At 59.8% G+C, this 23,238-nt stretch carries 21 protein-coding genes; 13 read left to right on the plus strand and 8 right to left on the minus strand.

The window, feature by feature from the left end:
• Positions 1–115: 115 nt before the first annotated feature.
• From DK391_RS00850 to DK391_RS00860, 3 genes are read left to right on the plus strand one after another with little or no spacing between them, the layout of a single operon-like run.
• Positions 116–1,225, plus strand: coding sequence for a sugar ABC transporter substrate-binding protein (locus tag DK391_RS00850; RefSeq protein ID WP_109476083.1), 1,110 nt, complete (start codon positions 116–118; stop codon positions 1,223–1,225).
• Positions 1,225–2,235 (plus strand): ABC transporter permease, encoded by a 1,011-nt coding sequence (locus tag DK391_RS00855; protein WP_109476084.1) that lies wholly within the window; start codon positions 1,225–1,227, stop codon positions 2,233–2,235. The genes DK391_RS00850 and DK391_RS00855 overlap by 1 nt, the downstream gene beginning before the upstream one ends.
• Positions 2,235–3,056 carry an ATP-binding cassette domain-containing protein gene (locus DK391_RS00860; protein ID WP_109476085.1) on the plus strand — a complete coding sequence of 274 codons (822 nt, stop codon included), beginning with the start codon at positions 2,235–2,237 and terminating at the stop codon, positions 3,054–3,056. Before DK391_RS00855 ends, DK391_RS00860 begins: the two co-directional genes overlap by 1 nt.
• 75 nt (positions 3,057–3,131) lie before the next feature.
• Here the strand turns inward: DK391_RS00860 and DK391_RS00865 are convergent, their stop codons facing one another.
• Both DK391_RS00865 and DK391_RS00870 read right to left on the minus strand, forming a co-directional pair.
• Entirely contained in the window at positions 3,132–4,331 is a 1,200-nt protein-coding gene (locus tag DK391_RS00865) for a fumarylacetoacetate hydrolase family protein (protein ID WP_109476086.1), read from the minus strand.
• Positions 4,332–4,354: 23 nt separating this feature from the next.
• Positions 4,355–6,139 carry an IlvD/Edd family dehydratase gene (locus tag DK391_RS00870; RefSeq protein ID WP_109476087.1) on the minus strand — a complete coding sequence of 595 codons (1,785 nt, stop codon included), beginning with the start codon at positions 6,137–6,139 and terminating at the stop codon, positions 4,355–4,357.
• Positions 6,140–6,603: 464 nt separating this feature from the next.
• Between DK391_RS00870 and DK391_RS00875 the strand changes: the two genes are divergently transcribed.
• Complete coding sequence (locus DK391_RS00875) at positions 6,604–7,947, plus strand: MFS transporter (RefSeq protein WP_109476088.1); 1,344 nt, start codon at positions 6,604–6,606, stop codon at positions 7,945–7,947.
• A 126-nt stretch (positions 7,948–8,073) separates the two neighbouring features.
• Here DK391_RS00875 and DK391_RS00880 read toward each other — a convergent pair whose 3' ends face one another.
• Complete coding sequence (locus DK391_RS00880) at positions 8,074–9,261, minus strand: AraC family transcriptional regulator (RefSeq protein WP_239482656.1); 1,188 nt, start codon at positions 9,259–9,261, stop codon at positions 8,074–8,076.
• Positions 9,262–9,555: 294 nt separating this feature from the next.
• Between DK391_RS00880 and DK391_RS00885 the strand changes: the two genes are divergently transcribed.
• From DK391_RS00885 to DK391_RS00915, 7 genes are all read left to right on the plus strand, one after another.
• Complete coding sequence (locus DK391_RS00885) at positions 9,556–10,305, plus strand: enoyl-CoA hydratase/isomerase family protein (protein WP_239482648.1); 750 nt, start codon at positions 9,556–9,558, stop codon at positions 10,303–10,305.
• Between the two features lie 2 nt (positions 10,306–10,307).
• Positions 10,308–11,537 carry a CoA transferase gene (locus tag DK391_RS00890; protein ID WP_109476091.1) on the plus strand — a complete coding sequence of 410 codons (1,230 nt, stop codon included), beginning with the start codon at positions 10,308–10,310 and terminating at the stop codon, positions 11,535–11,537.
• A 57-nt stretch (positions 11,538–11,594) separates the two neighbouring features.
• Positions 11,595–12,917 carry a fumarylacetoacetase gene (fahA, locus tag DK391_RS00895; protein ID WP_109476092.1) on the plus strand — a complete coding sequence of 441 codons (1,323 nt, stop codon included), beginning with the start codon at positions 11,595–11,597 and terminating at the stop codon, positions 12,915–12,917.
• 53 nt (positions 12,918–12,970) lie between these two features.
• Positions 12,971–13,348, plus strand: coding sequence for a DUF485 domain-containing protein (locus DK391_RS00900; protein WP_109476093.1), 378 nt, complete (start codon positions 12,971–12,973; stop codon positions 13,346–13,348).
• On the plus strand, positions 13,341–14,927 hold the full coding sequence (locus DK391_RS00905; protein ID WP_109476094.1) for a cation acetate symporter: 1,587 nt from the start codon (positions 13,341–13,343) through the stop codon (positions 14,925–14,927). Before DK391_RS00900 ends, DK391_RS00905 begins: the two co-directional genes overlap by 8 nt.
• A gap of 120 nt (positions 14,928–15,047) precedes the next feature.
• On the plus strand, positions 15,048–15,575 hold the full coding sequence (locus tag DK391_RS00910) for a DUF302 domain-containing protein (RefSeq protein WP_239482649.1): 528 nt from the start codon (positions 15,048–15,050) through the stop codon (positions 15,573–15,575).
• 79 nt (positions 15,576–15,654) lie between these two features.
• A complete protein-coding gene (locus DK391_RS00915; RefSeq protein ID WP_109476096.1) occupies positions 15,655–16,110 on the plus strand; it encodes a RidA family protein in 456 nt (151 codons plus the stop codon).
• 43 nt (positions 16,111–16,153) lie between these two features.
• On the opposite strand, the gene DK391_RS00920 is transcribed toward DK391_RS00915, so the two are convergent.
• Entirely contained in the window at positions 16,154–16,849 is a 696-nt protein-coding gene (locus tag DK391_RS00920; RefSeq protein WP_109476097.1) for an NAD(P)-binding domain-containing protein, read from the minus strand.
• Positions 16,850–16,870: 21 nt separating this feature from the next.
• A complete protein-coding gene (locus tag DK391_RS00925; RefSeq protein ID WP_109476098.1) occupies positions 16,871–17,665 on the minus strand; it encodes a glucose 1-dehydrogenase in 795 nt (264 codons plus the stop codon).
• A gap of 172 nt (positions 17,666–17,837) precedes the next feature.
• Between DK391_RS00925 and DK391_RS00930 the strand changes: the two genes are divergently transcribed.
• Positions 17,838–18,740, plus strand: a complete 903-nt coding sequence (locus tag DK391_RS00930; RefSeq protein ID WP_109476099.1) for a LysR family transcriptional regulator — start codon at positions 17,838–17,840, stop codon at positions 18,738–18,740.
• 62 nt (positions 18,741–18,802) lie between these two features.
• Positions 18,803–18,958, plus strand: a complete 156-nt coding sequence (locus DK391_RS00935) for a hypothetical protein (RefSeq protein ID WP_162600628.1) — start codon at positions 18,803–18,805, stop codon at positions 18,956–18,958.
• Positions 18,959–18,964: 6 nt separating this feature from the next.
• Here the strand turns inward: DK391_RS00935 and DK391_RS00940 are convergent, their stop codons facing one another.
• The 3 genes from DK391_RS00940 to DK391_RS00950 all read right to left on the minus strand — a co-directional run bounded on the left by DK391_RS00940 (position 18,965) and on the right by DK391_RS00950 (position 23,020).
• Entirely contained in the window at positions 18,965–20,185 is a 1,221-nt protein-coding gene (locus DK391_RS00940; protein ID WP_109476101.1) for a DUF2252 domain-containing protein, read from the minus strand.
• Between the two features lie 323 nt (positions 20,186–20,508).
• Positions 20,509–20,934 (minus strand): hypothetical protein, encoded by a 426-nt coding sequence (locus DK391_RS00945; protein WP_109476161.1) that lies wholly within the window; start codon positions 20,932–20,934, stop codon positions 20,509–20,511.
• 13 nt (positions 20,935–20,947) lie between these two features.
• On the minus strand, positions 20,948–23,020 hold the full coding sequence (locus DK391_RS00950) for a hypothetical protein (protein ID WP_162600629.1): 2,073 nt from the start codon (positions 23,018–23,020) through the stop codon (positions 20,948–20,950).
• Between the last annotated feature and the right edge of the window lie 218 nt (positions 23,021–23,238).

A 23,238-nucleotide genomic window follows, 5' to 3' on the forward strand; every position in this document is an offset into this window, starting at 1 on the left:
CGTCTTCACACCGAAGTCCAACACTGCCGCGCAGTCCCGGTGCCGCCGAACATCCGCACGCGATCGACGCAACGTCGACCCAATCGACCAACGAAGAATGAAACCGGAGGAAGACATGGCACAGCAACGCGAGGACGACCAGGAACAGGACCGCACAGGCTTGAACACAGTGCGACGAGGGCTGATGCAGGGCGCTGGCCTGGGCGCGGCGCTTTCGCTGATGGGCGCGCTAGGCGGCGCGGGCGGATTGATCGGCGCCGCGCAGGCCGCCGAGACGGCTTTCCCGGCGCACAAGAAGTGGAAGATCGTCTTCGTCAATCACGTTACGACCAATCCGTTCTTCGTGCCCACACAATATGGGATTCAGGACGCCTGTTCGCTGCTCGGCATGGATTATCAATGGACGGGCTCCGCGACTTCGGACGCCGGCGAAATGGTTCGGGCAGGGAACTCCGCGATTGCCGCCAAAGCCGATGCGATCGCCGTGCCGATCGTCGATCCGGGCGCCTTCGACAAGCCTATTCAGGCCGCTCTCGATGCGGGCATCCCGGTTTTCGCCTATAACGCCGACGCGCCGCGCGGCAAGAAAAATCCGCGCCTCGCCTACATCGGCCAGGACCTGTATCTGTCCGGCTATCAGATGGGCGAGCGTATCGTGAGCCTGATCGACAGCGGCATGGTCGCGCTGTTCATCGCGACGCCGGGGCAACTCAACATCCAGCCTCGCCTGGACGGTGCGAGCGACGCCATCAAGAAGTCCGGCAAGAAGATCGACATCCAGACAGTGGCGACGGGTGCAACGGTCAACGAGGAGCTCTCGAAGATCAAGTCGTTCTATCTGGGCCATCAGGACCTGAAAGGCATGTTCGCCGTCGATGCAGGCAGCACGCAAGGTGTCGCGCAGGTGATGAAGGAATCCGGCCTGCCGTCGAAGGGCGTGCACGGCGGCGGCTTCGATCTGCTGCCGACCACGATCCAGCTCATCAAGGATGGCTTCCTCGACTTCACGATCGACCAGCAACCGTACGTGCAGGGTTTCTATACGGTGATGGAGGCGTTCGTGTTCCTCGCGTCAGGCGGACTGGTGGGACCAGCCGATATCAACACCGGCCTGAAATTCGTCACCAAAGAAACCGTCGACCCCTATCTGAATACGTCGACGCGTTATGAAGGCAAGACCACCAAGCCGCAAATCGTTCCGATGTCCGGCGCAATCCGATCGTGATGAATACAGCGAACGAGAGCAGCAAGGTCAAGGCGGCCCGTGCGCCCCGGCGCGCGGGCAGCACATTCGCGTCGCACTGGGCGGCCGAATTGCGCATCCTGCTGGTGGCCGTGCTGCTGGCTGCCTATTTCGAATTCGCCAACCACGATTTCCTGCTGACGAACGCAAGCCTCGTCAACCTGTCGCAGTTCATCGCGCCCGTTGCGATCATTGCGTTCGGCGAAATCATGTTGATGATAGGCGGCGACATCGATCTGTCGGCCGGTATGGTGTTCGCGTTCGCGCCGTTCATGATGGTGTTCGCGAATGACGCGGGCGCGCCGATGTGGCTCGCCGTGATCGCGGGGCTCGTCGCCGCGGCGATCATAGGCTTCGTCAATGGCGCCGTGACGGTATGGCTGCGGCTGCCCTCCTTCGTCACCACACTCGGTACGCTGTTTCTCATCAACGGCATTACGCTCACGGTTTCGCGCGGCACGCCTGCGCCCACGCCAGGATCGCCCGCATTTTCCGCGATCATGGGCGCTTGGGGCTACAGCGAGATCATCTGGACCGTGGCGGTCGCCTTCCTGATGCATGTATTGCTGCGGCATACCCGCTGGGGCCTGCATACCCAGGCGGCGGGCGCGAATCCGATTGGCGCGAGCGAGGCCGGCATACATGTGAACAGACTGCGTCTCGGCAATTTCATCCTCGCCGCGGTGCTCGCGGGTCTGACAGGCATTCTCGAAGCGTTCCGCATTACCTCGATCGATCCGCAGGCGGGTGGCAACCAGATCATGTTCCTTGCGGTGGCGGCCGCGGTGATCGGCGGCACGCCGCTCACGGGCGGCTCGGGCACGATCGTCGGCGGGCTGATCGGCGCAGCGGTGCTCGGTATTCTCAACGACGGCTTTACGCTCATCGGCATCAACGCGTTCACGTTCAACATCATCCTCGGCGCTGCGATTCTGGCGGCGATGATCTTCAACATCCACGTCGGGCGGATTCGCCGCAAGGCAGGACGCTAATGGACGAACCTCAGACGGCCTTTCCCGGCGCGAGCGCCCCACCCGGCACGACGCGCGATGCCCCGCGCGCCGTGCGCGGCGAGGGCCTCGTCAAACGTTTCGGCGCGGTGACCGCGCTCGACGGCGTATCGCTCTCGCTCGGCAAGGGCGAAATCCTCGGCATACTCGGCGATAACGGCGCGGGTAAATCGACACTCGTCAAGATTCTGACGGGCTATCACCAGCAAACGGGCGGCAAGCTCTTTATCGACGGCCAGGAGACGCTGCTGCGCTCCGTCGATCATGCGCGGTCGCTCGGCATCGAATGCGTGTATCAGGATCTCGCGCTGGCGAACTCGCTGAGCATTTATCACAACATGTTCCTGAACCGCGAGATCGTGCGACGCGGACCGTTCAAGCTGCTCGATCACAAGAAGATGCGCGAGCGCGCGGCGCAATGTCTCGACGATATCGGCGTCCACGTGCCTTCGGTGGAATTACCCGTCGAACGGCTTTCGGGCGGACAGCGTCAGGCTATCGCCGTCGCACGCGCCGTGCACTCCAATGCGAAGATCCTGCTGCTCGACGAGCCGCTCGCGGCGATGGGCGCACGCGAGGCGGGTCTCATCATCGATCTGTTGATGCGTCTGAAGGAAAAGGGCGGCCTGTCCATCATCATGATCATGCACAACTACGCGCAGACGCTTGATATCGCCGATCGCATCATGTTGATGCAGCGCGGCCGTGTGACGTACGAGCAGAAGAGCGCATTGACTTCCGTGACGGAACTGATGGATATCGTGCGGCGAGAGTATCGGGCGATGCGTGCCGCGGGTTCGTAATGAGACCCTTGGCAACATTCCTGCAATGAGTCTGTTTCGCGCGCTCTCGCCCTTGCCCTCGCTCGTGCCCAACAATCAGTTCGCCTGAATCAGGCCGCGTTGCGCCAGATTCCGGTACAGCGCGCGCACGCCGAACGTCCAGGGGGTCACCTCTGTGCTCAACCGGACGGTATTCACGAGCGCACCCAGTTCGCGCGCCGAGATGGTGACCGTGTCGCCGAGATGATGGGTAAAACCACCGCCCGGCGTATCGCGATCCTTGATTGGCGAAAACATCGTACCGAGGAACAGCATGAAGCCGTCGGGATACTGATGATGACGCCCCCACGTCTGCGACACGAGATCCAGCGGATCGCGGCTGATCTCGCTCATGTGGCTCACGCCGTCGAGCACGAAATCGTCGTCAGCCCCTTCTACGCGCAGGCTCACACTGGTAGTGCGCACGGTATCGAGACTGAACGTGTCGTCAAAGAGGCGGATGAACGGTCCGATCGAGCACGACGCGTTGTTGTCCTTGCATTTGCCGAGCAGCAGCGCCGAGCGGCCTTCGATATCACGCAGGTTGACGTCGTTACCCAATGTCGCGCCAACGATTTCCCCGCGGCTATTGACGGCGAGCACGATTTCCGGCTCCGGATTGTTCCAGGTCGATGCCGCCAGCAAACCGATGTCTGCTCCGAGGCCGACAGCCGACATCGGTTGCGACTTCGAGAAAACCTCCGCGTCCGGCCCGATGCCCACTTCCATGTACTGCGACCACGCGCCGCGCCGCTCGAGTTCAGCCTTGAGCTTCATCGCCGCTTCGGAGCCTGGCCGGATCTTCGACAGGTCGGTGCCGATCGTCGCGGCGATGGTGGCGCGCACTTCCTGCGCTTTGGCAGGATCGCCGCCCGCCTGCTCCTCGATGACGCGCTCAATCAGGCTGACAGCGAATGTCACGCCGCATGCCTTGATGGCCTGCACGTCATTGGGTGCGAGCAGCCGCGGCGCATCCGCCGGGCCAGCGCGCAAGGTGGCTTCGATCAGCGCTTCCACCGAGCCCAGCGATTCGCCTGACACAGTGCGCGCGAACGCGATGAGATCCTCACGCTCGAACAGGTCAGCCGTCGTCGGCACGCTTGCTGTGATATCCAGCACCTGGCCGCCTCGCACCAGCACCACACACGGTCCTTCGATCTCACCGGCGTGCGTGCTGAACTTACGCCACACGCGGCCGACGAGCAGCGCCTGCTGGAGATCGTTCGGAAGGAAATTGTCAGAGGGAATGGCAGTCATTGGTTGTCTCCTGATCGGGCCGGTTAGTGGGAATGGCGCGGATTGCCGCGCTCCTCGATGACTTTCAGATAAAGCGTAGCAGGCTCGAGGCAACCGCCCGTCGAGAGTTGTCCAACTGTCTTGCGATAAAGCTCCTGCCACGGCGTCTGTGCCTCGGGAATCGTGAAGCTTACGCTTTCACGCCGACGCGCCAGTTCCTGTTCATCCACCAGCACGTTGACCTTGCGGGCATTCAGATCGACACGAATCCGGTCGCCCGTTTGCAGCAGCGCGAGGCCGCCGCCAACGGCTGCTTCCGGCGACATGTTCAAAATCGACGGACTCGCGGACGTGCCGCTCTGGCGTCCGTCCCCAAGCGTCGGCAGCGAGGTGATGCCCTGACGCACCAGTTCTGCCGGCGGCGCCATGTTGACGACTTCCGCGCTGCCGGGGTATCCGACCGTGCCGGCGCCGCGAATCACCAGAATGCAATGCTGGTCGATGTTGAGCGCCGGATCGTTGATGCGCGCGTGGTAATCCTCCGGGCCATCGAACACGATAGCGCGCGCCTCGAAGGTATTCTCTGCGCCCGGCTCACTCAGATACGTCTGGCGGAACGCGTCACCCACCACCGACATCTTCATGATGGCGCTGTCGAAGAAATTGCCCGACAGCACAATGAATCCCGCCCCGTGTTTGAGCGGCTCAGCGGTCGTCCTGATCACCTCGCGATCAGGCTCGGCCGTGCTGTCCGCAATCTCACCCATGGTCCGCCCCGACACCGTCAGACAGTCACGATGCACCATTGCTGCCTTGTCGAGTTCACGCATCACGCCTGGCACGCCGCCAGCGCGGTGGAAGCTCTCGCCAAGATACTCGCCCGCAGGCATGCAGTTGACGATAAGCGGCACCTGCTCGCCTACCCGTTGCCAGTCATCGAGGCTCAACTCGACGCCGATGTGCCGCGCAATCGCAATCAGATGCGGCGGACAGTTGCTCGATGCACCCAATGCAGAGGCCACCACGATGGCGTTCTCGAACGCCTCTTTGGTCATGATGTGCGACGGCCGCACGTCGTCGCGCACGAGGTCCACGATGCGCTTGCCTGTCGCGTACGCCATCTGGCCGCGCTCACGGTACGCCGCGGGGATGCTCGCACAGCCCGGCAGGGACATCCCGAGTGCTTCCGCAAGGCTGTTCATCGACAGCGCCGTGCCCATCGTATTGCAGTGACCGATGGACGGCGACGAGGCCGTGGTCAGCTCCATGAATCCCTCGTAATCAATCTCGCCCGTCGCCAGCAGATTACGCGCATGCCAGATGACCGTGCCCGAGCCGACGCGCTTGCCCTGATGCCAGCCGTCGAGCATCGGGCCGCCAGAAAGAACAATGGCGGGCAGATCGACTGTCGCGGCTGCCATCAGGCAAGCGGGCGTGGTCTTGTCACAACCGGTGGTGAGCACCACGCCGTCGAGCGGAAAACCATGCAGGATTTCGACAAGGCCGAGATACGCAAGATTGCGATCGAGTGCAGCCGTGGGACGGCGGCTCTGCTCGGCCAGCGGATGCACGGGAAATTCCATCGGAATGCCGCCCGCGTCGCGAATGCCCGCCTTCGTGCGTTCGGCCAGTTCGATGTGATGCCGATTGCACGGCGCGAGATCGCTGCCCGTCTGCGCAATGCCGATGATCGGGCGCCCCGACTGCAGTTCTTCACGCGTGAGCCCATAGTTCATGAAACGCTCGACATAGAGCGCGGTCATGTCTGCGTGCGATGGGTCGTCGAACCATTCCTGACTGCGCAGGCGGCGTGCATTGGATGGGGTCATGCTGTACTCCTGTTTCATGGCCCGTCGAAAGATCAACGGGCGCAATTCGTCTCTTGTGCAGATATCGGGTGCCGGCTCGGCGTGCATCCGGCCAACCGCGCAAAGGCTTATCCGCGCATTGTTATCGGTAACATCCATTGATGGTATCACGCGCGAACGCAGCGCGCACTTCGGAAGATACAGACGAAGCTACGCGCTTTCGCGCGCCACGACAGTATAGGCTGCGAGAAGCAGCTCACCGATTCCCCTGGCTTGCCTCTTCCGGGTACAACGTGCTAATTTCGTTACCGATAACATCTGAAACGACGGAAAGCTACGCTCCGATTTGTTATCGGTAACATAATCCAGCCTGATTGTTCTTTTGCGATGAACAGATTGACGCTTGCTCACGCGCCACGCGGGGAATTCGCACGAACAATTTGCACCGTCGTAGCGCTCAAGAAATGAAAAACGGAGACATTCCAATGCCGACAATCGCTCAGACCGCAGCGTCGCCCGCTACGGTCAATGAAACTGAAGAACAGCTATACCGCAAGGTTCTGAAGCGCATTCTTCCCCTTCTGCTGCTGTGTTATGTGGTGGCTTACCTCGATCGCGTGAACGTCGGCTTCGCGAAATTGCAGATGCTCGATTCACTGGGGCTGAGCGACGCCGTGTACGCCGTCGGCGCAAGCATCTTCTTCTGGGGCTATTTCCTGTTCGAAATGCCCAGCAATCTGCTTCTACATCGCTATGGCGCTCGTTTCTGGATCGCACGCATCATGGTGTCGTGGGGCATCGTTTCTTCTTCTCTCGCTTTCATCGCACCGCTTGCCAGCTTCTTTCATGTGCAAACGTCCACGATGTTCTACATCCTGCGCTTCCTGCTGGGTGTCTGTGAGGCAGGCTTCTTCCCCGGCATCATCCTTTACATGAATTACTGGTTCCCCGCGCGGCGCCAGAGTATCGCCATGTCTGGATTCCTGATCGCTATTCCAGTGAGCCTGACGCTGGGCGGTGTGATCTCTGGCTGGCTGATGGAAAACACACACGGCGCGTTCGGCATGGACGGTTGGCAATGGATGCTGCTGGTCGAGGGCATTCCATCGATCCTCGTCGCGTTCCTCGTACTTTTCCGCATGGGCGACGGTATCCAGTCGGCAACATGGCTGACGGCAGCCGAGAAAGCACTGCTCCAGAAGAACCTCGAACAGGAAAGCGCAAAGAAAACTCACAGCATTCGCGCAGCACTCAAGAGTCCGCGTGTGTGGCTGTTGACCTTCATTCTGCTCACGTTCAACACGGGCTTCTATGGTCTCGCGTTCTGGCTGCCGTCGATTATCAAGGCCTCCGGTGTCAAGAGCACATTCAATATCGGCTTGCTGACGGCCATTCCGTATCTGAGCGCTGTGGTCGCGATGATCTGGAATGCGCGCCACTCGCGCAAGACAGGCGAGCGCCGGTTGCACGCAGCCATTCCCGCGTGCATCGGTGGCAATGGCCTGATCCTCAGCGCCCCCTTCGCGAACAATGTGCCCCTGTCTATCCTCTTCCTGACGATTGCCACCTGCGCAATCCTCGGTCTGATGCCAATCTTCTGGACCTTTCCGGGTCAGATTCTTTCGGGCACGGCAGCCGCGGCAGGCATTGCTCTCATCAACTCCGTCGGCAACCTTTCCGGCTACACAGGTTCGATGATTACAAGCGTAGCCAAGGACATGACGGGCAATATCAACAATGGCACTTACGCACTCGGGGCCCGCCTGCTCATCAGCTGCGTGCTCATCCTCTCGATTCCGAAGAGCATGCTGAACAACGACCAGGCCTGACAGGAACAGGCATCCCGCACGCGCCCGGAGCACTGGCTACGGGTGCGTTGCTTGCATCTGCAACTTCATTTCGATGCCGATGGAACGGACGGGCACTAAAAAAGCACTCATCCGATACAACGCTCCTCACGCATCCTTGTCCACGCCCTTCCGATACACGCCAGGTGAGTTTCCAGTCCATTTCTTGAAGGACCGGCGAAAGCTCGCTGCGTCCGAAAACCCGATGCGCTCGGCGACCTGATCAATGGGAAGCCGCGTATTTTCCAGAAACTCGATGGCAAGCGACCGGCGAACATCGTTCAACAAGGTCTGATACGAGTAGTTATCGTCGGCCAGCCGTCGATGCAAGGTTCGCAGTGACATGCCGAGCTGTGCAGCCATTTTCTCTGCGGATGGGAACACGCCTGGCGCGTTCAGGCAGGCCATGCGGATCTGCCTCGGCAATTCGGGAATGCCATCCCGTTCTTCGAGAATGCGATCGCAAAGCTGCTGGCAGATTTGCGCAGTAATGGGATTCGCATTGGGACACGGACGATCCAGTACATGCACGTCGAAATGCCACTCCATCGTGTCTGCGCCGAACTCAACGGGACAGGCGAACATCCTTTCGTAATTTCGCCAGTGTGGCGGCGCAGGATATGCCATGACCATCCGCTTCGAAGGGAAAGGCGCTTCCAGCACCCGGCTGAACAATACCGTCATCGAGCTTCGCCAGAATTCGGCGACAAACGGCAGCATGTCACCCAGCGATGCGAGTCCGTGACTGCTCAGAATGGCCGTATCGCCTTCTGTTGAATAGCGGATCTGCAAGACCGCGCCGGCCATCCGGACATTCTCGACGCTGAATTTGAGGGCGTCTCCAAAGGTCGTACTGCTGACCATCGCATAGCCGTATATGCCAAAGTCACTGATCCTCTGACGCGCCCCCGCAAGCAAGCCGACATCTGCTCGTGTTGCGAGCCGTTGGGCGTTTCGATAAATGGCGAGACGCTGGCGATGCGAAATTCTTGCCTGCGAATCCTCCAACTGGTTCGCATGGACACCCGTGTGCGCGAACAGTTTGTTGACGGACACGCCCTCTGCGGCCAGTTCTGCGGCAAGCGCGGCCAGGCCAAGAAGACTTTGAGTCGGCGCATCGAGATCCGGATGCAACGGCGTAATGATTTTCGGGGGACGCACGATATGTCTCGCTCCAGTTGCGAACAATGCTCGCATATTTTCCCGAACTTCGTCGAGCGCGGTTGGCACACTTTGACGCGTCAATTGGCAGGGTTGAACGTTGCCGCCAAAAGGGCTCGCTGAGATAGTAACCATCAACGGCACACGCCGGAAAATAGATGGAGACAAGCCTTGAAGCCCTCAATTACCTCCGCCCTGACGCGTTCGACATCCCCCCATCCACGCTTATCCGAAGTCGAAAATTGGCGCGATTCGCCCCATGCGGCGATGCAACACGTCCGATGATTTCCGTTGGCGGCATTCGCAGCACACGTCAGTGACAGGCTCGCCTGCTCGACCCCCTCCGCTCCCGCAGCGCGGCATGACCTGACTGAAGCACATGACTTATCGCACATTGCAGAGAGAACCATGACCACAGTAAAGATTGAGATGGACGGCGCCGTCGGAATCGTTTCGCTCGCCAAGCCACCGCATAACCTGATCGACGACGCGATGATCGCGGATCTGCTGGCCGCATATCGCTGTGTCGTCGCCGATGGCGCCCGCGCGATCATCCTCAAGAGTGACATGCGGCACTTTTCCGCCGGCGCAGAGATGCGTTCCTTCACGAATGGCGAAACGATGATCCAGCACAACGCCGATCAATTCCTCGAATTCCTCGACGTGCTGGAGAACGCCCCCGTTCCGACCGTCGCCGCCGTTCACGGCGCCGCGCTGGGCGGCGGGCTCGAGCTGGCGCTCACCTGCGACATGATCGTGGCCGCGGACACGGCCTACTTTGGTCAGGTCGAGAACATCGTGGGCCTGATCCCGCTGCTCGGCGGCACACAACGACTCGTTCAGCGAGCAGGTGTCGTGCGCGCCAAGGAAATCGCGTTGATCGGGCGACGGCATTCGGCGGAGTCATTCGAACGCTGGGGCATCATCAATCATGTCGTGCCCGAAGCGGAACTCCAGACAGCGGCCCTGTCGTTCGCCCGCCAACTGGCGGCAGGCCCGACCAAAGTCCTCAACGGCATCAAGCAGCAGGCCAATCTCGCGGCCAATGGCGGCGTGCGCAGCGCTGACCTGGAACAGATCAACCTCAACAACATGATCTGGAAGACGGGCGATCGCGAACGCGGTTTCGCCTCGTTCTTTGCGACGGGGCCCGCCACTGCCGAATTCAAGGGAGACTGATCATGTCAGCACCGCTCGAAGGTATTCGTGTGATCGATTTCACGCGCGTGCTGGCCGGACCGCATTGCACCAAAACACTCCTCGATCTCGGCGCCACTGTGACCAAGATCGAACCGCCTTCCGGCGATATTGGTCGCGTGAGCATGCCGCATATCGGCGACATGTCGCTGTATTACGTGCAGCAGAACGCCGGCAAGCGCAACGTGAGCCTCGCTCTCAACTTTCCAGAGGCTCGCGCAATCATGATCGACATGTGTCGCGACGCCGACATCATCGTCGAAAATTTTCGGCCAGGAACGCTCGACCGTTTTGGACTCGGCTACGAGCAGGTGCGCGCGTTCAATCCGTCCGTGATCTACGCGTCGTTGAGTGGCTATGGGCAATCGACCTCATGGCGCAACCGGCCTGCGTTCGCGCCGACGGTGCAGGCGGAGTCGGGACTGACGGACATCGTCCAGCATCATTTCGGCGATGCGCTGACGGAAGTCCGCAACGACGCATGCAGCCACGCCGACATGTACACGGGACTTCACGGCGTCATCGGCATCCTGGCCGCGCTTGCGCATCGCGCGCGAACAGGCGAAGGGCAACACGTCGATGTGTCGATGGCGGCCACCATGTTGTCGGTGAACGAACGCGTAGGCGCGCAACTGTCGGAAATCGACACCGACGGCGAGCCGATCATTCTTTCGGCACCCGATTCGCACATCTTCGATCTGCCCGACGGACGCCAGCTCACTATCGCAGGCAGCCCGATCTACACGCCGATGTTCGCGCGTTACTGCGCGATGATGCGCCGCAACGATCTGCTGAGCGATCCTCGCTTTGGCACCGCGCTGTTGCGGCGGCAGAACATTGCAGATTTGCTGACCGAAGTTCGCGCGTGGATTCTCACGTGCAACGCTCTCGACCTTCTGCAGACGCAGGTCAGCGAAGCGGGACTGGCGATCGGCGTGGTCCGCAGCGTCAATGAGTTCGCCGAATCCGAGTGGGTGCAGGAATGGGGTGCGTTAGTCGATGTCGACGACAGATCGGGCGGCACGACACGCATGCCCGGCGCGCCCTGGCATTTCAGCCAGTCAGAACTGCCGCAGCCGGGCAGCCCCGCTTTCCAGGGCGAGCATAACGCCGAGGTGCTTGCCGAGCGCCAGCTCAGCGCCGCGTTCATCCGCGATTTGCAGGAGCGCGGAATACTTCTCAGCCGCCCGGGCCCCACGCGCCCGTTCGACTGAATGTCGATGCCTTGATGCGCGCGGCTCGCGCCTGACTACGAATGAATCGAGACGAACATGCAACACACACTGAATCAGACTCATGATCCCGCTGCACGCAGTTGGGTCGACTCAGCCAATGCAGAAGCAGGCGATTTCCCCATTCAGAACCTGCCGTTTTCGGTTTTCCGCAGAAGAGATGCCGATAAGACGTTTCGAGGCGCGGTCGCCATCGGCGATCAGGTCGTCGACATCGCTGCATGGGCGTCTCGTGCCGGTCTGGAAGGAATGGCGGGCGAGGCCGCGCGAGCATGCGCGCAGCCCGTGCTCAATGCGTTTTTCTCGATGGGCCCTTCCGCATGGCGCGCATTGCGCCATGCGCTGTTCGCTGCACTTCATGAGCGTGCCTCTTCCAGGGATCGTGCGGCAATCGACGCATCGTTGATCCCGCAAGCGGAAGTGGAATACACCCTGCCTGCGCAGATCGGTGACTACACGGACTTCTACACCTCGATTCATCACGCGACCAATATCAGCAAGCTCCTCGGCTTGAACGGTGTCAGCCCCAACTTCAAGTCGATACCCATCGCGTATCACGGCCGGGTTTCGAGCATCGCAACAAGTGGCCAGCGATTCCATCGCCCGATGGGTCAAATCATGCTTCCAGGTGAAGAGGCGCCGATCTTCTCGCCATCGCGCAAGCTGGATTACGAACTCGAACTCGGCATCTACGTTGGACAAGGCAATGCGGCTGGCGAACCGATCCATCTCGATCAGGCCGACAGCCATGTATTCGGACTGTGTCTGCTCAACGACTGGTCCGCACGCGATATCCAGGCGTGGGAGATGCAGCCATTAGGACCGTTTCTGGCAAAGAACTTTGCCACCACGATCTCGCCGTGGATCGTGACGATGGAGGCACTGGCGCCCTTCAGGCTTCCCCTGTCTCGCCCGGACGCGGATGGCAAGCCGCTGCCTTATCTGGATTCGGACCATAACAGCACGACGGGCGCCATCGATATCCAGTTGGAGGTCTACATGGAGACTGCTCATCATCGAGCCGCGAATCTTCCGGCGACGCAACTCTCACACACGAGTTTCAGGCATCAGTACTGGAGCATCGCGCAGATGGTCGCGCATCACGCCATAGGCGGCTGCAATCTGCGACCGGGAGATCTACTTGGCAGCGGCACCATTTCAGGCCCGGAAAGATCGGAGGCAGGCGCGTTGATGGAACTTGCCAGTAACGCAAGCGAACCCGTCACGCTAGGTACGGGCGAACAGCGCAGCTACGTGGAGGATGGCGACGCCATTATTCTGCGCGGCTACTGCGAGAAAGCGGGCTTTGCCCGAATCGGCTTTGGAGAGAGCCGTGGCGAAGTGTTGCCCGCAAAGTGCTAGCGACGACTGCGACACAAGACTGTCAAGAAAGCCTAGAACGGAGGAGACCCGATATGCAATCGATGGAATCAATTAACGCCGAGTTCGAGCGGCAAAACGTGACGAAAGCCGGATCATCCGGCACGTCCCTCGCCGAGAAGACACAGGCGCTCGCAAAGTTTCGCAATCACTTCGTATGGCCGTTGCTCTACATCTCACTGGGGATCTACTTTGGGCTGTTGATCGCCGTGCTGGAGTTTCCTGGCGCGATGTCGTTATCCGTCTACGGCGAACTCAACCTGGGACTGCTCGCGGTGGTCGTTCAGTTCGCGCTCACGATCGCTACCTTCTGGGGCTACTGCGCCTGGGCCGAACGGGCCTACGACCCGAGAGCGGCCGACCTGCTTCGCAGCGCGTCTGCACAACAACCGGACGGTGATCGACATGAATAACCTGATCAATCATGGCGGACTCAGAATCATCGCCTTCGTGGGGTTTATCGGACTCAGCCTTCTTCTGACCGGCTGGAGCACACGCCGATCGCGCGGAACCTCCGGATTTTTCGTGGCAGGACGCAATCTGTCACCTACCCAGAACGGCCTCGCGCTGGCGGGAGACTTCATGTCCGCAGGTTCGTTCCTTGGCGTGACGGGCCTTGTTTCACTGTTCGGATTCGATGGCGTCGTCTATCAGGTCGGCTTTATCGCAGGCTGGATCATGATCATGCTGATCGTCGCCGAGCCAGTGAGAAACTGCGGAAAGTACACGCTCTCGGATGTCGTCGCACTTCGTTTGCGCAGCCGTGGCGTGAGGGCGGCGACGTCGGGCTCTTCATTGATCATTTCGTTAGCCTATCTGCTCGCGCAACTCGTCGGCGCTGGCGCGCTGGCCAGTCTGCTATTGCCGATCGGACCCGACGCCGCGATCGTGCTGATCGGCGTACTCATGATCGCGTATGTGCTGTTGGGCGGGATGGTGGCCGCGACGTACGTGCAGATCGTCAAGGCCATCCTCGTCTGGACTGCGGGCGCGGTGCTCGTGGTGCTTGCTCTGGTGCATTTCTCCTTCGACGTTGGCGCCCTGTTCAACAAGGCACGCCTGTCGTCGTTGCATCCTGCGCAGTACCTGGTGCCCGGTGGCTACTTCAAGGACCCGCTAGATACGTTGTCGCTCACGCTCGCGCTCGCGTTGGGCACAGCCGGCCTGCCGCACGTCATGACCCGCTTCTACACGGTGCCGTCCGCTGTCGCGGCGAGACAGTCGGCGAAAATCGGCCTGATCGTGATGACGTCCTTTGCGTTCATGATGATCCTGCTCGGATTTTCGGCCACTGCGATCGTCGGACCGGCGGCGATTCTCGCGACGCACAGCTCCGGCAACAGCGCCATCACGTTGCTCGCCACGACGCTTGGCGGCGGTGCGGGTTCGATCGGCGGCGAACTGCTGCTCGCTTGCGTTTCGGCAATTGCATTCGCGACCATTCTTGCCGTCGTGTCGGGGATCATGATCTCCTCGGCTTCGACCATCTCTCATGACATTTTCGGTCATCTGTTCCCGGCTTCGCGCGACAAGGAACGTCTGCAGGTCGTGATCGCGAAGATCGCCACGATAGTCTTCGGTATCGCTGCGATGGGATTGGCGTTGCTCGTGAAGAGCTTCAACGTCGCGTTTCTCGTCGGACTCGCGTTTGCCATCGCGGCGAGCGCAAACCTGCCCGTGATTCTCTTCTCGATGTACTGGCGGCGGTTTACGGATCGAGGCGCAGTAGCCGCAGTCATCGCCGGCACGCTTTCTTCGATTGGCCTCGTGCTTCTGGGACCGGCCGTCATCGGAGCGAAAGGCATCATCTTCAAGGACGCCACGCCGCCGTTCTGGCTCTCGAATCCCGGTCTCTTCAGCATTCCCGTGGGTTTTATCGCGGGCTGGATCGGATCGGTCACGACACGTCGACACATTGGCGACGCGTCCTTCGATGCGCAGCAACTTCGCATGCTAAGCGGCCTTGGAGCGGAGGCAGCGTCGAAGCACTGACGCGAGAAACTTCAACCCAACTATCGATCCATCGATCCAACAAGGAGACACCCAGTGATTCGCTTATGTACTACCGCTTCACGCTTTGCCCTGTCCACGGCAGCCTTTGCAGCGATCAGCGTGAGCGCGTTCTGTGCGCCCGCGACGGCAGCGACCGTCGAGGTATCGGAAACAAAGACGATTATCGATCATGTGACCGTTTCGTCCAGCAAGCCTTACGCGCTCGTTAAACAGGATCTCGAGAGCCGTCTTGGGCGACTCGACGATCACATCCGCACTCTGCTGAAGCAGGACAAGGTCGACGAATTGCGCACTGCCCTTCAAAAAGCCGCTGGCAATGACGGGCTGGTGATTCACTACATCGGGCCGCATGGCGACTGGCTCACGTTGAAAGGACAGCGCAAAAACGGTACCGAGTATTTCACCGGCAACATTCTCACTGCGACTGAAATGACCAGCGTCAATATGGCGGCGGGACTGTACGCACCGTTGCGCATCATGGTCTACGAGAACGCACAGGGCGGCACGACAATCGAGTACGATAAGCCGTCGACCCAACTCAGCCAGTTCCACAGCGCCCAGATCGACGTTCAGGGCCGTTCACTCGACGATCGGCTGGCCAAGCTTTGTGCTGCGGTACTGCAATAGAAACGCAAGCGCTGGCGGACAGCGCTATCAAACCCGCTCCTGCTTTGTGTTTTGTTCCTGTCATCACTCTTAGCCGAACATGAATATATCCGAACGCCTTGCACGAGCGGGCCTCACATTGCCGCCGCCCATCGACCCGCTCGGCTCGTATCGAACGGTCTCCATTTCGGGGAATCAACTCTATGTCTCCGGCCTCGGGCCCTTCGAAGATAACAAGCCAATCGTCGGAATAGTCGGTGACGATGTGTCTCTCGAAAGGGCTCTGCACGCGGCGCGTCTGACGATGCTGATGATCCTGGCATGCGTCGATCAGGCATGCGGTCTCGACAACATCGAAAGATGCAGCCGACTGACAGTCTATGTGCGTGCTGAACAGTCGTTCACCCAGCACCCCCAAGTAGCCAATGGCGCCAGTGACGTCTTGCTAAGCTTGTTTGGGCAGGACAAGCTTCCGGCTCGAAGTGCGCTCGGTGTCTATACCTTGCCGATGGGCATCCCGGTCGAGATCGACAGCATCTTCGAGTTGAAACAATAAAGATGGGCCGATCAGACACGGGAGTACCCATCCAGGCATCGCCTCACGCCGGACGTTCAAACGTGCCAGGACTCGTAGGCGTCGCCTTCCAGGCTTCGGTGCGCTCACTCGTCGCGCGCTCCAGCGCGTCCTTCACGCCTTGCACATCGAAATCGCCGGTATAGACAGGCGAGCCGGGCTGCTGCCTCCATGAGTCAGCGATCGTACCCGCATCGACGGGATCGAAGCCGATCTGATCGACGAGTTTGAATACGACTTCCTTCGCCTTTGGATCATCGCCTGCTACGGGCAGCGCGATGCGGCCCTGTGTGCCGGCAGGCTTGCCCATCCCTTCGAGGTGCGATGCGTAAATATTGTTGAAAGCCTTGACGACGGCGTGACCAATCTCTGCCTCGACCCATTGGCTTTCGGTCGCGCCCTTCTCGATGCCGTCGATGCGCCCATCGCGTTGACGAGGGTAATAGTTTCCCGTGTCCACGACGACAGCCGACGGCTTTGCTCCCTCGAACAAACCTTTCGGCAAATCCGTCACTCTGGCTTGCGGAATCGTCACGACGATCACGTCCGCGTCTCTGACGATATCCTGCACGTCGCTTGCCATTGCGCCCGTTTCCTTCGCAATCTCCGACAACGATGCCGCTCCGCGCGAGTTCGCGACTCGTACGGCATGCCCGTTTTCAACGAAACGGCGTGCGAGTACTTTGCCGATGTTTCCGGCTCCGATAATGCTGATATTCATAACGACCTCTCAAACGTTTCTTCAGGCGACGGAATAGCCAGCGTCCGCAAGCAGCGCGTGACCGGACACATAAGACGCGTCATCGGATGCGAGGAACGCGACGACCGTCGCCATTTCCTCTGCGGAACCGAAGCGTCCCGCCGGCGTACCGGCGGCGAATGCATGCTGCGCTTCGACCGACGGCCAGATGCCGCGATGATGAAACGGCGTCTCGATCAGCCCGGGACACAGCGCGTTGACACGCACGCCGCGTTTGAACCATTCGATCGATGCCGTCTTCGTGATTCCGATCACAGCATGTTTTGTGCCGATATAGAGCGACGCGTTTTCGAACCCGATGACTCCACCCATCGACGCATTGTTAATAATGCTGCCAAAACCCTGCTTCAGCATGACTTCGGCTTCATATTTCATGCTGTTGAACACGCCACGCACGTTGGGTTCGAACACCATGTCGAAGCGTTCATTATTCTGTTCCACGAGCGGCGCGAACACGCCTTCCGTGCCTGCATTATTGAACGCGATGTCGAGCTTGCCGTATGTATCGACCGCGAGCCGCACCATCGCGGCGATCTCCTCCTCTTTCGTCACATCGACGACGAGCGAGGTCGCTTCGCCGCCTGCCGCAGTGATCGCGGCCACGACTTCATCCAGTTCCGTTTGACGTCGCGCCGTCGCAACCACTTTCGCACCTCGTTGTGCGAGCAGGATCGCCGTCGCCTTGCCAATGCCGGAACTCGCGCCCGTGACAAGCGCGACCTTCCCTTCCAGTTGACGGAAATGGCTGCCATTTTTCGTAGTATCGGATGTGTTCATGATGTTCTCCAGTTGAGTCGCGGCTTGGCCGCATGCAATGAATTATGGGCAGCAGCGACGTCGAAGAGAATGGCCTGACGGGGCATTCAAAATTCCCTCTCGGGGAACAATTGTGCTATTGCTCCGCTGCGCTAAGATGCACCGACGGCATCGACGGACAGAACCCCATACCATGGACAACCAGATCGAACTCATCCGCATCTTCACAGCGGCGGCGCAGTCGGACAGTTTCCGCGAGACGGCGGCCCGCCTCGGCACGTCGCCCCAGGTCGTCACGCGTGCGATCCAGCAACTCGAAGAACGGCTCGGCGAAACGCTGTTTCATCGCAGCACGCGCAGCGTACGCATCACGACTTTCGGGAAGGCGTTTGCCGTGCGTGCGCACGCGCTCCTGCAGTCCGTCGATGATCTGTTCGAAGTGAGCAGCGATCAGAAGAGTTCAACCAGCGGCATAGTCCGCGTCACCGCCCCGGGCGGACTCGGCAGACGTTATATCGCCCCGGTGCTGACGCACTTGATGGAAGAGCATCCTGGCATCGTCATCGACATGCGCCTGTCGGACACGCTGTCGTCCGTCGTCGACGAGCAGATCGACATAGGCGTGCGCGCCGGCTTCATTACGGATGGCCGCTTCATCGCGCGGCGCGTCGGCGCGCTGCCGATTCACACTGTCGCAGCACCGCGACTGCTCGATACGACCGGTGTGCCGAAGAACGTCGACGCTTTGCTCGGCATGCCGCTGACCGCGCTGATCGAGCGCAGCACCGGCCGTGCGTGGCCATGGACGTTTCGTCACAATCGCCAGCTTGTCCCGCCGCTGCCGGCGCTCGTCACCGACGATCCCGAGGTTGAAGTGCTCGGCTGCATAGCGGCGCGCGGTATCAGCCAATGTTCGGAGTACCTCGTGCGCGAGGCACTGGCGGACGGCCGGCTCGTACGGGTGCTACCGCGCAGCGATCCCGACCCGTGGAATCTCTATGTCTACCGGCCGCAGCGCGGTCCCGTCCCGAGGCGTGTGCGGTTGGTCTTTGACGCGTTGGTCAAAGCACTTGCGTTGACAGCTTGCAGGAATTGATGGAGATGGGTGAATGTCCATGTCCGGACTGCGTGCAGCATTCCGTCATCGACATCGCAGGCATGAACCCTAAACTGCCATTCGACTTTTCGACCACGCTGTTTTATTCCGCCGACGGAACCTTGCTGGCCGCGCATCTGGGTCCGTTCTCGCGCGCCACCTTCGAGCGCGCGATCGAAACGCTCTATCCGGCCGCGACTGCCGCAAGCGCGCATTGACCTGACCTAACGCCCTGTTGCATAGCGCCGGCAATGCTCGAGATAGCCGGCTTCGTGGCTGCTCACGAGTTGCACGATGCTGTTCCAGAGCCAGAGCGGGGCGTCGATGGTCTTCGAACGGTTGCGCCGCAATTCACCAAGCCAGCCTTTGCGCGTCGCCTTGTCCATCTGCCGCGCGTGCGCCCGTCCGACAACCGCGGCAAGATAGTGCGATACCTTCATCGAATCGTCCTTGTCGAGCTGATCGATCTCCAGTTTCAGATCCTGTGGCAGCAGTTCACGAATCACCACGGCACGATCCAGCAAACGCGCCGCGCGCATGCGCTCGCCCAGAAACGGCGAAAGATGCCGTGCGCCTTCCACCACTCGTTGCGCGTTGTCACGCGGCATCGTCACGTTTTCATAGCGTGGCGCGGCCGCCTTCACGCCTTCCTTGATGTCCATCAGACACAGATCGTCCCCTTCGACCACGCCGCCATCGACGTCGAGCAGAACCGCGTAGCGCAGACGTCCGAGCGAACTGCATCCCTTGACCCAGTACGCTGCGTCGAGCACCTCGACGTCGCCCGCGTCGCGCCGGCCTTTCAGTGACGTCGGCAGGCTGGCAATCGCCTCGTCGCGAAAGAGCGCATCGATCTCCTTGCACTCCCGCTTCGTGAGCGGCCAGAAGCGCTTGCCGAGCGGAATTGTGGGCTTCAGGTCGTCGATGCGCTCACGCGCCAGGTGTTGCCACGAACGGCGCACGGCTTCTTTCATCACGACGTGCACGGGTTCGGGACGAGCGAGACGATCAGACGCCTTCGCGCCGTGTGCAAAGGCGGATTCGTAGCCCGCCGCCAGCGCTTCCATCATGCGAACGACGTGTAACCCGGATAACGACGAGCCGCGCGCCGCCGTCGCGAGCGACAGACCGAGGCGCACGAGGTCATGAGCCGGATTGCCGATCACTGTCTGATCGAGATCGCGAATCTGTATCTCGACTTCGCCATTCGCGTTGGCCACGGGACCGAGATTGCCCGTGTGGCAATCTCCACAGATCCAGATGGCGGGACCGTGCGGCAATGAATCGCCGTTGGTTTCGATGGCCCATTCGTAGAACTGTTCGGTGTTGCCGCGCACATACGCGTGCGGCGACCGCGCCATTTTCAGGCGACGTTGCTCCGTCAGCACTGTCTGGCGATCGTGCGGTTCCGACGGGGCTTTGATTGACTTGTCGTTCTTCGCCATTGTTTTCCGTTCCGAGTGCGCAGTAGATAAGCGGAAGACAATGTCAGCAGGGGACGTGCCTTGAACTTGCAGATGGCTTACGTGCAGTGGTCAATTCGTTGATTGCGCTGGATGTCGGCGTAAGGGGATGGGGACTTTCGACCCACAGCAGTCAATACGCACCCCAAACGTCAGGATGGCCGCTTTTAAAGGTACAGCGGTCATACTTACTGTCGGGTCGCTTGATTACTCAAAGCCACTGCGGTCGTTGTCCCCCGATGTTGTTCCACACTTGACAAACGGTCCCTTACGAGCGCCACCGGGAAGAATGGAGGCACCGGGAATCATTGCCAGTCGCAACTACCTGTGTCAGTCGCAGCGCCGGACTTCAATCCAAACGCAGTTCTCTTGCCGCTTTTCCTGTTGATATAAACCATCGACGGGACCATCGTTCCCTGACTTACCATTTGATATTCACCCGTGACCTGCTTTCCGTAGACCTCGATCCACGTCGTGGTAATTTCATCAGGCGCATTCTTGTCAAGTGTTTCCGATGTTGATTCCGCCAGTATCAACGGGATGGTTTGCCGGGAGTTTTGATACTTGACGAACCCCCACGACAACTTGCTCGACGAATCAGAATACGTCTGCAGTTCGAAATTGGTTGATTTCGCCCCGCCTGAACCAAAGCAAAACGTGTCGTGACTGATTTCCGCATGAGCGATCAAAGGAACGAAAAGCAAAGTGGCCGTAGAAATTAGTGCCTTCATAGATATCATGGAATCAAGGTTTTTGCAGTGTCAAAAAAGCATCGATTGTGTGTTGGGTAGCATAGAACTTTGTCTTGATCTTCGGATGCGGCGGATTTCCCGTCATGACGACATGCGGTGGATTGCCGGCCGTTACCGCTACCGGTTGCCCTTGCGCGTCAAGAACAGGTTCCTTCGCACTATTGCGCCGCCAAACGAACGTAAGTGGAGTCGTACTGCCTGAGAATACATCGTCGAGCAATGCATTCCGCAAATAGAGAACGGCCTGCAACCTGACATCGTAGCCATTCAGATTCTCAATGCTTACGTTGCCGTTGACATCCCTGCTGACTGCGGCGGCGTCATCCTGAGTGACACCCGCGTCCATGTGACGGAGCATGCCAGACCGATTCGCCACATAGAAGCAGGAACTGTCGACACAGTTTTCCTTGTTGCTATCACCATCGTTATTGCGAGCGATTAGCGCATTCGGGTCCCAGCCAAGCTGGGAAAACGTAGCGGGAACAGCAGTACCCGTCGGAAATTTTCGAAACTCGCCGTAAGGCTTGTAGTTCTCCAGGTGCGTCAACTGAATCAGGCCGCGACCATAGTAAGGGTTGTACGAGGCATGCTCGCCGCCGAGTTCCTTGACGTAGTGAAGACTGTCCGTTTCTGGCACGACGTGCGCAAAAAAATGGGCTAAACGCTGTCGGCTGGCCGATACACCGTATTTCCTGGTACCTTTGTTGAACGCCAAAACCCACTCACCGGCACGGCTTCTCGCGGTGCTCCATCGCGTCGTCGATTGCGCGAACTGGGTTCCTTGCAGATAAAGCCATTTCGGCGGAAAGCACCTCGCCATTTCATCCGCGCTCAACCAGCCGCATCGCCTGAAATAGCGGATGAACTGCAATGGATGGAAGAACCATAGCTTGTCTTCACTCAAGCCCGTCTTGTCCCAGAACTGGAATTTCTTCAGCAATTCCACGAAGTCGTGATATCCGTCGGGATTCGTGCTCTTCTGCTTCCCATAAAAGCCATCGGGCTCGTTGAGCTTCGCGTAGCGGACATCGTTGTGTGCGCTGTTCCATTCAGTCGGCGCTTCACAAATGAATCCGCGCAGCTGCTCGCGAATGGCAGCATGTCCCTTGACGTAGCTGCTCAATGCATCGTCATCGACAGACTCGTTCGCATTGGTTGCCTGCGGCGCCACATCGACGATCTTTTTTAGTTGATCGACGTCGCACAGTCCGTCGTCGCTGAAGGGCGTGTTGCCTTCGCTGATCTTCTGCCAGCCGGTAAAGAATGGAAAATCGGCATCCGATAGCTTGATGATGCTATCCGCGTTGATGTCGATATATCCCTCCTGCCCTTGCGCGAACGTCACGCGCATCCACGTCGTACGCGGCCCAGGCGCGCTGATGGGATGCGGATTGCCCGCCACGTCAGGCGCAACACCAGTGGGCGTATTGGCTGTGCCGCTGGCCAGCACCGGCTGGTCTGCGAGAATGCGCCCGAATCGCAGCAATTCATAGCCGTCGTTCGGGCCATCCTTATAAAGTTGTGTTGCGCGCGTAATCATGCTGTATTCGTAGCCAGACTCGCTAACTGGCTGCGGCGTCATTAGCGTGCGCACCCCGTCGCTTCCCACCTGCCATGTCGACGTGTATTTCGTGCCCTTGTGAAAATACGATTCGACATGCAGCGCGCCACCCTGATTAGTTCCGCTTTGAAGCGGCTGGAATAGCACACCATGCAGCTTGTTGTGACTGTCCGTGCCTGGCGGCTTCGCGAGGAAGGTCTGATCCGCTGGAATGATGTAGTAGGTATGCCCCCAGCAATCCTTGCCGGTCGGTGTTGCGGGCCCCTTGTTGTCCAACTGGGTGCTGCCGAAATACGCGTTGAAGTCGGCAGGCAGCATGAATACTTCGAAGTGGACATGCATCTGCCCGTGACAGCGCCCGGGCAGCCCCAATACGTCCTTCCGGTAGATCTTCTTTCCGCCGCCAGCCTGGCCGTCCTCGGGTGTAGGTGTGCGCAGGTACTCGGGCAATGTATTCAACTGCACGCCTAGCCCCGTGTATCCATCGAGTTCGAGCAGATGCATGTAGAGCGAATAGAACGTGATCGAACGCCCGTCGCCCGTTTCGGTCGAGTGCTTGATGAGAACGAAGCCGGCATTGCTGTCAGGTGTGCCACTCCCGCCGTCGATTGCTTTCTGACACACGCGATATGCAACAACCTCGCCGTCCGCGATCGCCCTGACGCGTTCGTTCTGCGTCGTGGGCATCAAATGGACGCCCGTGTGCCACCGGCGATCGAAGG

The organism is Paraburkholderia sp. C35, assembly GCF_003121405.1.
Taxonomy (GTDB): domain Bacteria; phylum Pseudomonadota; class Gammaproteobacteria; order Burkholderiales; family Burkholderiaceae; genus Paraburkholderia.

Coding starts and splice junctions, on each gene's coding strand:
- DK391_RS00850 (WP_109476083.1), top strand. CDS start 116: ATGGCACAGCAACGCGAGGACGACCAGGAACAGGACCGCACAGGCTTG.
- DK391_RS00855 (WP_109476084.1), top strand. CDS start 1,225: ATGAATACAGCGAACGAGAGCAGCAAGGTCAAGGCGGCCCGTGCGCCC.
- DK391_RS00860 (WP_109476085.1), top strand. CDS start 2,235: ATGGACGAACCTCAGACGGCCTTTCCCGGCGCGAGCGCCCCACCCGGC.
- DK391_RS00865 (WP_109476086.1), bottom strand. CDS start 4,331: ATGACTGCCATTCCCTCTGACAATTTCCTTCCGAACGATCTCCAGCAG.
- DK391_RS00870 (WP_109476087.1), bottom strand. CDS start 6,139: ATGACCCCATCCAATGCACGCCGCCTGCGCAGTCAGGAATGGTTCGAC.
- DK391_RS00875 (WP_109476088.1), top strand. CDS start 6,604: ATGCCGACAATCGCTCAGACCGCAGCGTCGCCCGCTACGGTCAATGAA.
- DK391_RS00880 (WP_239482656.1), bottom strand. CDS start 9,261: ATGGTTACTATCTCAGCGAGCCCTTTTGGCGGCAACGTTCAACCCTGC.
- DK391_RS00885 (WP_239482648.1), top strand. CDS start 9,556: ATGGACGGCGCCGTCGGAATCGTTTCGCTCGCCAAGCCACCGCATAAC.
- DK391_RS00890 (WP_109476091.1), top strand. CDS start 10,308: ATGTCAGCACCGCTCGAAGGTATTCGTGTGATCGATTTCACGCGCGTG.
- fahA (WP_109476092.1), top strand. CDS start 11,595: ATGCAACACACACTGAATCAGACTCATGATCCCGCTGCACGCAGTTGG.
- DK391_RS00900 (WP_109476093.1), top strand. CDS start 12,971: ATGCAATCGATGGAATCAATTAACGCCGAGTTCGAGCGGCAAAACGTG.
- DK391_RS00905 (WP_109476094.1), top strand. CDS start 13,341: ATGAATAACCTGATCAATCATGGCGGACTCAGAATCATCGCCTTCGTG.
- DK391_RS00915 (WP_109476096.1), top strand. CDS start 15,655: ATGAATATATCCGAACGCCTTGCACGAGCGGGCCTCACATTGCCGCCG.
- DK391_RS00920 (WP_109476097.1), bottom strand. CDS start 16,849: ATGAATATCAGCATTATCGGAGCCGGAAACATCGGCAAAGTACTCGCA.
- DK391_RS00925 (WP_109476098.1), bottom strand. CDS start 17,665: ATGAACACATCCGATACTACGAAAAATGGCAGCCATTTCCGTCAACTG.
- DK391_RS00930 (WP_109476099.1), top strand. CDS start 17,838: ATGGACAACCAGATCGAACTCATCCGCATCTTCACAGCGGCGGCGCAG.
- DK391_RS00935 (WP_162600628.1), top strand. CDS start 18,803: ATGAACCCTAAACTGCCATTCGACTTTTCGACCACGCTGTTTTATTCC.
- DK391_RS00940 (WP_109476101.1), bottom strand. CDS start 20,185: ATGGCGAAGAACGACAAGTCAATCAAAGCCCCGTCGGAACCGCACGAT.
- DK391_RS00945 (WP_109476161.1), bottom strand. CDS start 20,934: ATGAAGGCACTAATTTCTACGGCCACTTTGCTTTTCGTTCCTTTGATC.
- DK391_RS00950 (WP_162600629.1), bottom strand. CDS start 23,020: ATGCATCTGCTCGAACTCGATGGATACACGGGGCTAGGCGTGCAGTTG.